We start from the raw sequence: 11,873 nt of genomic DNA, 5'->3' as shown, positions 1-11,873 counted from the left end.
CACCGGCGCGGGTGCTGGTGCTGGTGCGGGTGCGGGGAGCGTCCTCGTGCCGCTGCGGAGCCTGCGCGGGGCGGTGTGCCGGTCACAGCCACCCGGAGCGCTGTGCCTGCAGGGCCATCTGGAATCGGTTGGCGGCGCCCAGCCGGGCCATCAGGACCTGCAGGCGACGAAACAGCGTGCGGCGGCTGATTCCCAGCTCGCGGGCGATGACGTCGTCGCTCGCGCCGCCCGCCAGGAGCCACAGCAGCCGGCGGTCGGCGGGTGGCAGGCCGCCCGGTCGTGCGGTGCGGCCGTGGAACGGCAGGGCGTTCTGCCAGGACTGCTCGAAGAGCGCCACGAGTGCGGAGAACAGGCCGCACGGCTGCACGACCAGCATGGTGTTGTGCACGTCGGCCTCTTTGATCGACAACGACACGAGGGCGTACACCTCGTCGATGATCACGAGCTTGACGGGTACCGACGGCAGGACCCGGGCCTGTTCGCCCGCTTTGATGCACGGTTCGATGCCGTCCTTCAGGTGGCCGGGAAACTCCAGTGACTCGCGCGAGTACACGACGCGCTGCGTCACACCGCGGGCGAGCGTGGCCAGCGCGTCGTCCGTGGCTCCGGGCAGGGGGAAGTACGGCGGTGACTCGAACTGCCGGATCTGGTTCCGGGCGCTCTCCCAGGCGTGCCGAATCCTGGGGCCGATGGCCTCGCCCGTGACGACCTCGACGAGGTTGTCGTTGTACGCGGCGAGCCGCTGCCGCCGGAACGACTCGAACGCGCCCCCGACGGCGATGCGCGACTCCTCGATCTCGGCCGCCCGGTGCCGGGCGAGGATCTCCAGCCCCGCGGTCGGCGGAACCGGGGCCACCACGTCCCCGCTCTCCTCGGCGGCACTGGCCAGACCGGCGTCGGCGAGCGCACCGTAGGCCCTGGCCAGGTCCGCGCCGCCCAGACCGGAAGCGGCCTCGATCGCACTCAGCGGAGCGGGCGCCAGTTCGAGCAGCGCCAGATAGACCCGGACCGCCGCGTGGTCGATGCCCAGAAGCCGCAGGGCCTCGCCGAGTTTCACGTTCGTCATGGGCACGATTATCGATGGTGTCGTACAGCTCCGTGTCCGATCCGTGCCAGTGGCACTCCCGGGAACCACGCACGCGGCGCAGGGGGTACCGTCCGGGAGCCGCTGATGAACGGCGGCAGCGAGCAAGCCGGAGCCGTACCCGGGAGCAGTCCCGCCCCTACGTCTCCCGCCGCCCCTCGCTGTTCTGGAAATCCACCCGGAAGAAGGTGTACGCCGTGGCGAAAGGCCGCCGCAAGAACGGTCTCTACTCGGAGATCTCCGAGGAACTGTCCGCGCTGATGCGGACGGGGTGGGCGGACACCGAGCGGCACGACCTGCGGCCCGACGAGCAGGCCCCGTACGCGGACCGCCGCCGCGCCGCGCTCTCCGCGCGCTTCCCCGGCGAGCGCCTCGTCATCCCCTCGGGGAACCTCAAGGTCCGTTCCAACGACGACACCTACCCGTTCCGGGCGTACACGGGCTATGTGCACATGACCGGCGACCAGGCCCGGGACGGCGCTCTCGTCCTCGAACCCCGCGCGGACGGCGGCCATGACGCCTTCTGCTACCAGCTGCCGCGGGACAGCCGGGACAACAACGATTTCTGGACCGGCGCCACCGCGGAACTGTGGATGGGCCGGCGCCGCTCCCTCGCCGAGTCGCAGACCGTGCTCGGTCTGCCCTGCCGGGACGTCCGTACGGCGGCCGATGACCTGGCCGCCGCCTCCGCGGCGCCGACGCGGATCGTGCGCGGGATCGACCCGTCCCTGGAGGCCGCCGTCACCACCGAGGAGGAGCGTGACCTCGAACTCGAAGAGGCGCTCAGCGATCTCCGCCTCGTCAAGGACGACTGGGAGATCGCCGAGCTCCGCAAGGCCGTGGACTCCACGGTGCGCGGATTCACCGATGTGATCGGTGAGCTCTCCCGCGCGGTCGCCTCGTCCGAGCGGTGGATCGAGGGCACGTTCTTCCGCCGCGCACGCCTGGAGGGCAACGCCCTGGGCTACGGCTCGATCTGCGCCGCGGGCGAGCACGCCACGATCATGCACTGGACCGACAATGACGGCCCGGTGCGCCCGGGGGACCTGCTCCTGCTCGACGCGGGCGTGGAGACACGCACCCTCTACACCGCCGATGTCACGCGCACGCTTCCGATCAACGGCACCTTCACTCCCCTGCAGCGCAAGGTCTACGACGCGGTGTACGAGTCGCAGGAGGCCGGTATCGCCGCGGTCAAGCCGGGTGCGGCGTACCGCGACTTCCACGAGGCGTCCCAGCGTCATCTGGCGGCCCGGCTGGTCGAGTGGGGCTTCATCGAGGGGCCGGCCGACCGTGCGTACGAACTCGGCCTCCAGCGCCGGTTCACCATGGCGGGCACCGGTCACATGCTCGGTCTGGACGTCCACGACTGCGCGCAGGCCAGGAACGAGGAGTACGTCGAGGGCGTGCTGGAGCCGGGCATGGTGCTCACCGTGGAGCCCGGCCTGTACTTCCAGCCGGACGACCTCACCGTTCCCGAGGAGTGGCGCGGCATCGGCGTCCGGATCGAGGACGACCTCGTCGTCACCGACGACGGCAACGAGAACCTGTCGGCGGGCCTGCCCAGGTCGGCCGACGACGTCGAGGCGTGGATGGCCCGGTTCGCCGGCTGACAGCGCGCGGCGACCGCCGGGGCCAACGACCCGTGGTCGACGCGAGGCCGTTCCCGGCGGGGCCTCGGTCTGCCCGGTGACCGCCGCCGCTCGTGCGGCGGTGGTCACCGGGCAGGCCTCACGGTCGCGGCGGCGTCAGGGCCGGGGGCTGTCCGCGAACACCCACCGGTTGCCCGCCAGCGCGTCGTTCTGCTCGGGCGACGGGCCTCGTCCGTGGTGGCGGGTGAAGTCGAAGGGGGTACGGACCGAGGTGGACCAGCCCTTGCCCGCCAGGTGACCGGCGGAATCCGGCCGCGTCCCCCTGTCGAACAGGCTGAGCAGGTCGATGCCGATCTGCTGTGCCGTCGAGGTGTAGAGCGGGCTGTCGCGGTACTCCAGCAAGTCCTTGTCGAGCTTGACCTCGAACGCCAGAGCGCTTCCCGGCGCGCTCAACCGGTCCACCGTGTCGATGAGGTACGTCTCAGCGGCGGCGGTCAGGTAGAACAGCAGCCCTTCGGCCAGCCAGACGCTCGGCGCGGCGGCGTCGAAGCCCGCGTCGGTCAGCGCTCCGGCCCAGTCGGCGCGCAGATCGACCGGTACGGGAACGCGCGCCGCCGTCGGGGTGGCCGGCAGCCCGTCGAGCACCGTGTGCTTGAACGCCAGCACCTCCTTCCTGTCGATCTCGAAGATCACACAGCCGGGAGGCCAGTCGAGCCGGAACGCCCGCGAATCCAGCCCCGCCCCGAGCAGCACCACTTGGCGCGCGCCGCCGGTGTGTACCGAGCGGAGGAGGAAGTCGTCGAGCACCCGCGTCCGCAGGCCGAAGTAGCGCGCGAACCGCCCCCACAGCGGGTTCGCGTCCCCGTCCGGAGCCTCTTGCACGCGGACCGGCCAGCCGGCGCACGCCGGTGCGGCCAGCACGAAATGCTCCGCGTAGACGTCCTGTACCAGGCTGTCGTGGCGGTGGGTCTCGATCGCCCGCGCCGCGGCGACCAGAAGAGCTGTCAGGCCGACGCCTCCGTCCACGCCTTCGCCGCCTGCCCGGCCTGTCCTGCCCTCCCCGTCTTCCACAGCGGTGTTCCAGGGCGTTGTGTCGACCACGCGTACTCCTCAGGAAGGGTTGGGACTGCGAACAGGCACGCCGTTGCTGGGGAAGTGCCCATGGGAGAAGCGGCGTTGAACGCCTCGTGCGGGGGGGGCCACGGACTACGGGAGCAGGACGGGTTTGACCACGCGGCCCGCCTCGCAGTCGCGTTCGGCCTCGTTGATATCGGCGAGTGGGTAGGTACGGATCAGCTCGTCGAAGGGGAACCGCCCGGCCTTCCACAGGCCGGTCAGCCGCGGAATCAGCAGGCCCGGCACCGCGTCGCCCTCGCAGATGTGGGAGATTCTCCTGCCCCGGTCCAAGGCTCCCGGCTCCAGCGGGAGCGGGGTGCGGACTCTCGCCACCAGACCCAGATGGCCGGTGGGGCGCAGGGCCCGCAGCGCTTCGTTGATCAGCCGGGGGGAGGCGGTGGTATCCAGCGCGTACTGCGTGCCACCGTCGGTCAGCTGCCGGATCCGGCCGGGCAGTCCGGCCGATGCGGCGTGCAGCGGGATCGCACCGAACCGTTCGGCGAGGGCCAGCCGTCCGGGGTGCCGGTCGACGGCCACGGTCACCGCTCCGGAGGCGGTGGCCGCCATCACCGCGGACAGGCCCACCGCTCCGGCGCCGAAGACCGCGAGGGTGTCGCCGGGGCCGGTGCCGAAGGAGTTGAGGACCGCTCCGGCGCCGGTGAGGAAGCCGCAGCCGAGCGGACCGAGAAGTTCGATGGGCAGTGAGGGGTCGGCCCTGACGGCGTTGCGGGCCGCAACCACCGCGTACTCGGCGAACGAGGACTGGCCGAACCACCGGGGAGCCAGTGCGCGGCCGGCCGAGTCGACGAAGCGCGCGGCGTTCTCCTCGCGCCCTCCGAAGAGGTTGAGCGAGGCGAAGGAGTCGCAGTGGGCAGGGGCGGCGTCAAGGCAGTTCCGGCAGTGACCGCAGGAGTCGAAGCTCAGCACGACATGGTCGCCGCAGCTCAGTCCGGTGTGCGCGCCCCCCGTCTCCACCACGACCCCGGCTCCCTCGTGTCCGAGCACCGCGGGCAGCGGTGAGCGGCCCGCCGAGTGCCGGACGGCGAGATCGGTACGGCACATTCCGCAGCCCGCGATCCTGACCAGGATCTCGCCGTCGGCCGGTCCCCCGTTCAGGGTCACCTCCTCGACGGCGAACGGGCTCTCGTACGAGCGCAGCACCGCCGCGCCGAACCTCATGGTCACGCCGCCTCCGGACGGTGCACGACGAACGGCCGGAGGTTCCCGTACAGCCCCCACATCCCGCCCGCGACGCCGACGCCGCTGTCCTTGACGCCCGCGAAGGGCTGGGCGAGGGAGAGTTCGGCGTGGTGGTTGATCCACGCGGTCCCGCACTCCAGCCGTCCGGCCACCTCCTCGGCCCGGTCGAGATCGGTCCCCCAGACCGAGCCGCCCAGCCCGAAACCGGTGTCGTTGGCCGCCGCCACGGCTTCGTCGAGGCTCCCGTAGGGCAGCACCGGCAGCACCGGCCCGAACTGTTCCTCCGTCACCACCGGGCTGGCGGGCGGGACTTCGGTGAGGACGGTCGGGGCGTAGAAGTAGCCGGGCCGCTCCAGCCGGTGGCCGCCGGCGGCGGCTCGGGCACCGTCTGCCAGGGCTTGGGCCGTGTAGTGCTCGACCCTGGTCAGCTGGGCGGCGTTGTTGACCGGGCCCAGTTGCGTGCCCGGGTCGAGACCCGATCCGACGACGGCGGTCCTCGCACGCTGTGCGAGCGCCTCGACCACGCCGGAGTGGAGCCGGGCCGGGGCGTAGACGCGCTTGACCGCCATGCAGACCTGCCCGCAGTTGCGGAACGCCGCCCAGAACAGGCGGTCCGCGATCCGCTCCACATCCACGTCCTCCAGGAGGATGGCGGCGTCATTGCCGCCCAGCTCCAGGGTGACGCGGCCGAGCGAGGCCGCCGCACCCTCCGCGACGGCCCGTCCGGTGGCGGCCGAACCGGTGAAGGTCACATGGCGGATGCCGGGATGGGAGGCCAGGCGCGCGCCGAGCGGTTCGTGGCCGGTGACGATGGTCAGGACATCCGCGGGAAGGGCGGCGGAGAGGACCGACCCCAGCAGTCGTGTGGACAGAGGAGTGAAGGGGGAGGGCTTGAGCACCATCGTGTTGCCCGCGGCGAGCGCGGGCGCGAACTTCGCCGACGCGAGCTGGAGGGGAAAGTTCCACGGGACGATCGCGGCGACGGGCCCGAGCGGTCGCCAGCGGATCTCGCTGCGTACCGGACGGCCGTCGGTGATGAGCCGGCGCCCGGGGTCGAGTACGGCGAAGTAGCGCAGGCGGGCCGCCGTACGGGCGACCTCCGCGTACGACTCGGCCAGGGGTTTGCCCTGTTCACGGGTGAGCAGGGGGGCGAGGCCGGCTCCGGCCGCCTCCACGGCGTCGGCCGCCGCGAGCAGCGCGGTGGTCCGGGCGAGAGGGTCTGCCCGCCATCCGCGCCATGCCTGGTGGGCCCGGCCGATGATGGCGTCCAGCTCGTCCGGGTGCTGGTCGGGGGCCTCGTCGAAGGCCTCGCCCGTGGCCGGGTCGATGACGGGGAGGCTCCTGCCGGGGATTGCGGGACCGCGGCGGGACGGCTGTGTCGCCATGCCGGGGGTCAGCCCGCGGTCGTGACGGCAGCCGCGTGTTCCCGGGCGTGCCGGTCCATCTCCGCCCGGAAGGCGGCCACCAGCTGCGGCTGGATCCTTCCGGCGTCGCGGTCGCCGCCCTCGCAGACCGCTCCGCGCACCCCCACGATGTCCGTGCCGATCCGGGTCAGCGCGCCGAGGTCCGCCACCTTCACGCTGCCGGCCAGGGCCGCGAGCAGACCGGCCTCGTGGGCCCGCCGGACGAACTCCGCGCAGACATCGGGCGGAACGTGGTCGAACAGCCGTGTCCCGTCCTTGACCGCGGTGTCGAGCATGGCCGCGTCGGAGCCGGAGCGCAGGGCGATGTCGGGCAGTGCGAGCGGGCTGACGCAGCCGATCCGATGGGCGTCGGCATAGCCCGAAGCGACGACGAACGCGTCCGGCCGGTAGTCCTTCACGGCCCGGACGACCCCGCGCATGACCTCGATGGCCTGTTCGGGTGTGGTGCATCCGTAGAGGCCGACCTTGATGTACGTGGCTCCGGAGACGGCCGCGCCGAGCGCCGCCTGGGCCACCGTGCCGGGCTTGTACGGCACGTCTCCCACGGTGGCGGACACCGGCTTGTCCGCCGGGACCGCGTCACGGATCTCTCTGATGACCCAGGGGTAGTTCGCGCCGAGCGAGCCCTCGTCGGGCTTCTTGACATCGACGATGTCGAGATGCTCCGCCGCCTTCGCGCAGTCGAGGGCCTCCTCGACACCGTCCGGGGAGATGAGAAGCAACAATGTGTATCCCTTCCACCGCATGTCCACCCGGCCGGGAGGCAGGTGTTCGCAGCCGCCCGGACCTCCTGGCGGCCTGCTCATCATTCCCGCGGCCCATGACCGCCGGAAGAGCGCGCGGAGACCGGGCGGGTACTGATGGGGCGGAACAGTGCGCCGTGCACGCCGGTTCGAAACGGTTCCCGTCCGAACGGGTCCGGGGCGCCGGGGCGGCGTATCCGTGGGGGTGGGTCCGGGGACCGGAAGGGCCCGCGCGCAGGATGCGGCGGATCAGTCCTCGTCCGCCCCGGACAGCGCTTCGGTGATCATGCGGGTGGCGAAGTCGGGATCGTCGGTGATGCGGTTGATGTGCTCCGCGAGCAGGAAGGCCGTGGCTTCGAGGGGGGTCATCTCCTCCTGCGTCCAGTCGCCGTACTGCCGGCGCCACAGGTTGGGGCTCAGTCCGGTGCCCGCGGCGATGACCAGGCCGGCCATGGTGGGGATGGCCTCGGATGGCACGCTCCTGGGCATCATGCGCATCGTGCCCACGAGGTTGGGCACCACGTACTCGATGACGTCCTTGTCGTGCTCCTCGTGGGCCTGCCGCAGCCACGTCGTGAACATGAAGATGAGTGTGCACGCGCCGTCCAGCAGGTCGTCGGCGCCGTTGGGGCCCATAGACGCGGTGAACTGTTCGATCATCACCTGCTGTTCGGGGTCGGTCCCGGTCTTGCCGGCGTGGATGCCCTTGAGCCGGGAGTCGATCATCATGAGCGCCGCGCCGACATCACCGGCGGAAGCGTACTTGGGGGCGCAGGGCGAAGACACAGGACTCCTCCTCGGGTGGCTGCGAAGGGCAGCGCGTGTGCCCGTACAGTAGACGGCCGACGAGGTGCGGGGTGGGCGACTTGTCACCTTTATGGCGGCAGGGTAATGGGGCTGTACGCGGGCCCCGTTCACGACGGCGCCGAGGCGCGTTCCTCAGCCGTGCGAGGCCGGGGAGGAGGGGTACACGGCCAGGGAGAAGGAGTGCCCGGCGGGATCCGTGTAGACCCTGACATCGCGCGGACCGCTGTTGTCCTTGGTGTCGACCGGCCTGGCACCCAGGCCGATCACCTCGCGCTCCGCTTCGTCCATGTCGCCCGCACCCACCAGGATGCGCAGATGTGCCTGCTGCGCGTCCTCCGGGCGCGGCCAGCTCGGCGGCGCGTAGCCGTGGTCGCGGCGGACGGCCAGATGCACTCCCCGGCCCCCGACCACCTCCACGAAGTCCGGATCGCTCCCGATCCGGCTCTCGGCGTTGAGCAAATGGCAATAGAACTCGGCCAGTTCAAGGGGTTCCGCGCAGTCCAGAACCAGAACGCTCGTCTTCTCGACAGTCATGTCTCCCGGATACCCCGGGTACGGCCACCCACTCCGGCCGGAACGGCGGCGGCGTTCGGCCCGTCCTCCGCGCAGGCCCGAAGCGCCCCGCACACCGGCCTTGACGCATCAATCCTTCGGCCGAACGATCACCGCGCCCTCGCTTGACGCACTAACCAGGACTTCAAGTACGCGCAGCGTCAAGAGTGTTGACGCGTTAAGGGCTGGACCATACGGTGCAGACGCCGCCCCCCTCATCGAGCCGCCGTCGGAGCGTACCCATGAAGCGCCGCACCTTCCTCGCCGGAACCGCCGCCGTGTCCGTGCCCGTCACCACCGCCGTCGCACCCCCCGCCGCCTCTGCCGCGCCGCCCGCCGCCGGCACCGCCGCGACCGTGCGCCTCGTCCTCGACGGCGTACCGCACGATCTGCCGCCGACCACGCTGCACCGGACGACCCTCACGGCCACCGGCACGGCCGGACAGGCGCGGGTCACCATGACCGACGCCTACAGCGAGTTCTCCGTCGCGTTCCCGACCCCGTACACGCCGCGCCTGAGCCGGGTGTCCGTGTGGCTCACCGGGGTGACGCCGAAGAAGGGCAACCTCTGGCTGAAGCTCTTCGACCACGAGAACGAGGAGTGGGGCACGCTCACGAGCCGGATCGACCCGGCCGGATTCAACGGGCGGACCAGGGTCACGTTCGAGCCTCAGCGGTTGTCCCGGATGGCATGGAGCGGGAAGGGCGACGGACAGCTCACCTATCCTCTGCGCCGGCTCGTGCTCGTGTTCTTCCCCGACGACAAGCAGTCGCCGGAGCCGTTCGTGGTCGACATCGACTCCATAGAGGTGGCCGGCGACGGCGGGCCGGTGAACACCTGGAGCAGGGCCGGTGCGCTGGAACTGACCAGCGGCACGGACCGGGTCCTCATCGACGGCCGCGGCCGGCTGCTCGACTGGACGGCCGGCGGCCGGGTCCAGTCCCCCGGTGTGCTGCCGCTCGCCGTGTACTACGACAACGGCACCGGCGTCTTCTCCGACGAGGCCACGGCCGAGGTCGTCCGGGTCGCCGCCGACGAGGCCACCGTCAGGCTCACGGTGCCCGGATTCTATGCCGCCGACGTGGCGGTGCGACTCCGCTCAGGACATCTCGAACTGCGCCCGACCGCCATCCGGAACCTCTGGTCCCGGCCGATCCTGCGCGTCGCCTGCCCCGAAGTGGCCTACCGGGTCATCCCCTCCGAAGGCACCATGCTCGGCATCGCGCCGAAGTGGGGCGGGCTCGCCCATACCCGGTCGGTGCTCGCCGGCGGCTTCTACGCCAACTACGGTATGCCGACCGCGACCCACGACCTGATCCTGTTCGAGGAGGAGGAGTCCGCGCTCGGGGTGTACTCCGTGCAGCCCGCGAACGTGAAGCCCTACCGCCCGACCCAGTTCGGCTTCGTGGGCGGCCGTGCCCGCGCCGAATCCCTGACCGGGCTGATGCACCGCCTGGACGCCTGGATCGCGCCTGGCGAGTCCCACAGGCTTCCCGCGACCCGGCTCGCGACGGGCAGCACCGCCTTCGACCTGTTCGCGGCGTACCGGGCGGATAACAGGATGAACGCCTGGCGCGGGCTCCCGGACAAGCTCGCCCCGCGACTGCGCGCGGGGCTCGCCGAATCGGTGCACCTCAAGATGGACCTCTGGCAGCCGACCGGCGGAACCTGGGCGACCGGACGGCCGGAGGCGGCCTTCGAGTACCTGCGGGCGGTACCCGGCGGACCGTACAGCGTCGAGCTCGCCAGCTACTACTCCGACGGTCAGCACGACCACCACTACCCGGACTTCCTCTCGTTCGACTACCTCGGCGGGCCCTCTGAGTTCCAGCGGCTCATCGACACCATCCACGACCGCGGGCACTATGCGAGCGCGTACACCAATCCGACCTGGTGGCACCCCGACAGCCGGGCGGTCGCCCTGCTCGGCGGCGTCGAACGGATCGGGATCCGGGACGGGCGCGGCAGGCTGGTCACCAAGACGCACACCGACAACCTCGGGTACCTCATCGGCGGCTGGCGGAAGGCACCCCGGGCCCTGATCCTCGACCAGCTCCGTACATTCCGCGACAGGTACGGCATGGACATGATGTTCCAGGACGAGATCGCGCGCCGGGAGTACGACTACTCGGCGGACTTCGGCGCACCGCCGTACGCGTACTGCGAGGAGATCGTGGAGCAGACCGCGCAGTCGGCCGCGATCCTGCCGATCGGCACCGAGGGGGTGGGCGGTGACCGGCTCTTCCAGCACCTGACGTCGAGCCTCGGCTTCTACCTCAACACCATGCAGGGTGACCGTGCCAACACCTATGACGGGCCCAACCGCAACGGCGTCGTGATCCAGCAGTGGCCGCTGGGCACGGCCGTCATGCACGACAAGATCGCGTTCTACCCGCACAACCTCGACCGCGGCATCGACACCACCGAGAACCTGAGCTGGTCGCTGGCGTTCGGCCTCAACATGCATTACCAGGCGCAGCACATGGAGAGGGACTTCAGGGCGGGGCGCGGATTCGAGATGCTCAAGGGGCTGTCGCTGGTCCAGAAGCGCGTCGCCGCCCGGTACTTCGGGCGCGCGATGACGGCGTTCCGGTACCTCACCGAGGACCTGAAGGTCTCGCGTACCGCGTTCGAGGGGGGCGTCGAGATCTTCGCCAGCCACGACCTCCAGCCCCGTGCGCTGCCGCTGCCCGGCACGCTCGGCACGGTGACGGTGGCGCCGCACGGCTTCGTCGCCTGCGAGAACGGAAGACCGACATACGCGCTGATCGACGACGCGCATCACCGGCCGGGCCACCTCGCACGATGGGCTGACGGCCGGTTCGTGCCCGAACTCGCCTGGTATCCGGCGGATCTGTCCGGGTACCGCTCGGACACGGTGCACGCCGACCTCCGGCTCACCGCCACGCCCGCCGAACTCCCCGCGGGGGGCACCGGCCGGGCGGCGCTGTCCCTCGCGGCCTGGGACGGCACTCCGGTCGACCTGACCGGTGCCGAGATCACCTGGGAACTCGACGGCCGCTCGATCGCGCGTCTGGAAACCGACGACGACAGCGTGTGGCTCGCGCCGGACTCCGGTGGAGGTGCCGGATGGGTGACGGTACGCGCCGTCGTCACCCGCGACGGGGTTCGGGCGTACAGCGGCGTGCAACTGGTCGAGTTCACCGGCTGACACCGCGGTGTCGTACGGCGATCACTCCTCGCCGTACGACACCGCTTCCCCGGACGCGCGTGGGACCTGTCTCACGATGGCGTCTTGTCTCGTCGGTGGTTCTTCGGCGCCCCGGAAACCTCAGGAGCGCCCCTCGTACCGCATGGGCCCTTGCGTACGCGGAGCTACGGGAGCCGAATGAG

At 71.1% G+C, this 11,873-nt stretch carries 9 protein-coding genes; 2 read left to right on the top strand and 7 right to left on the bottom strand.

The window, feature by feature from the left end:
* Window positions 1-82: 82 nt before the first annotated feature.
* On the bottom strand, window positions 83-1,066 hold the full coding sequence (locus tag ABT170_RS20715; protein WP_329941584.1) for a LuxR family transcriptional regulator: 984 nt from the start codon (window positions 1,064-1,066) through the stop codon (window positions 83-85).
* 215 nt (window positions 1,067-1,281) lie between these two features.
* Between ABT170_RS20715 and ABT170_RS20710 the strand changes: the two genes are divergently transcribed.
* On the top strand, window positions 1,282-2,697 hold the full coding sequence (locus ABT170_RS20710) for an aminopeptidase P family protein (protein ID WP_329941583.1): 1,416 nt from the start codon (window positions 1,282-1,284) through the stop codon (window positions 2,695-2,697).
* A 135-nt stretch (window positions 2,698-2,832) separates the two neighbouring features.
* On the opposite strand, the gene ABT170_RS20705 is transcribed toward ABT170_RS20710, so the two are convergent.
* The 6 genes from ABT170_RS20705 to ABT170_RS20680 all read right to left on the bottom strand — a co-directional run bounded on the left by ABT170_RS20705 (window position 2,833) and on the right by ABT170_RS20680 (window position 8,500).
* The gene (locus tag ABT170_RS20705) at window positions 2,833-3,777 is read right to left on the bottom strand and encodes a class I SAM-dependent methyltransferase (protein WP_443034240.1); all 945 of its coding nucleotides are present in this window, start codon (window positions 3,775-3,777) and stop codon (window positions 2,833-2,835) included.
* Between the two features lie 105 nt (window positions 3,778-3,882).
* Window positions 3,883-4,971: an NAD(P)-dependent alcohol dehydrogenase gene (locus ABT170_RS20700; protein ID WP_351869361.1), complete on the bottom strand. Its 1,089-nt coding sequence runs from the start codon at window positions 4,969-4,971 to the stop codon at window positions 3,883-3,885.
* 2 nt (window positions 4,972-4,973) lie between these two features.
* The gene (locus tag ABT170_RS20695; protein WP_351869294.1) at window positions 4,974-6,377 is read right to left on the bottom strand and encodes an aldehyde dehydrogenase family protein; all 1,404 of its coding nucleotides are present in this window, start codon (window positions 6,375-6,377) and stop codon (window positions 4,974-4,976) included.
* 8 nt (window positions 6,378-6,385) lie between these two features.
* A complete protein-coding gene (locus tag ABT170_RS20690; protein ID WP_329941581.1) occupies window positions 6,386-7,162 on the bottom strand; it encodes a (5-formylfuran-3-yl)methyl phosphate synthase in 777 nt (258 codons plus the stop codon).
* A gap of 246 nt (window positions 7,163-7,408) precedes the next feature.
* Window positions 7,409-7,945: a hypothetical protein gene (locus tag ABT170_RS20685; RefSeq protein WP_351869291.1), complete on the bottom strand. Its 537-nt coding sequence runs from the start codon at window positions 7,943-7,945 to the stop codon at window positions 7,409-7,411.
* 153 nt (window positions 7,946-8,098) lie between these two features.
* The gene (locus tag ABT170_RS20680) at window positions 8,099-8,500 is read right to left on the bottom strand and encodes a VOC family protein (RefSeq protein WP_329941579.1); all 402 of its coding nucleotides are present in this window, start codon (window positions 8,498-8,500) and stop codon (window positions 8,099-8,101) included.
* 260 nt (window positions 8,501-8,760) lie between these two features.
* Between ABT170_RS20680 and ABT170_RS20675 the strand changes: the two genes are divergently transcribed.
* Window positions 8,761-11,691 carry a hypothetical protein gene (locus tag ABT170_RS20675; protein ID WP_351869288.1) on the top strand — a complete coding sequence of 977 codons (2,931 nt, stop codon included), beginning with the start codon at window positions 8,761-8,763 and terminating at the stop codon, window positions 11,689-11,691.
* Window positions 11,692-11,873: the final 182 nt, after the last annotated feature.

This window comes from Streptomyces sp. NPDC001787, from assembly GCF_040297465.1.
In the GTDB taxonomy this organism is placed as follows: domain Bacteria; phylum Actinomycetota; class Actinomycetes; order Streptomycetales; family Streptomycetaceae; genus Streptomyces.
The sequence above is the reverse complement of the archived record's forward strand: the minus strand, read 5'-3'. Positions and strand labels throughout refer to the sequence as shown.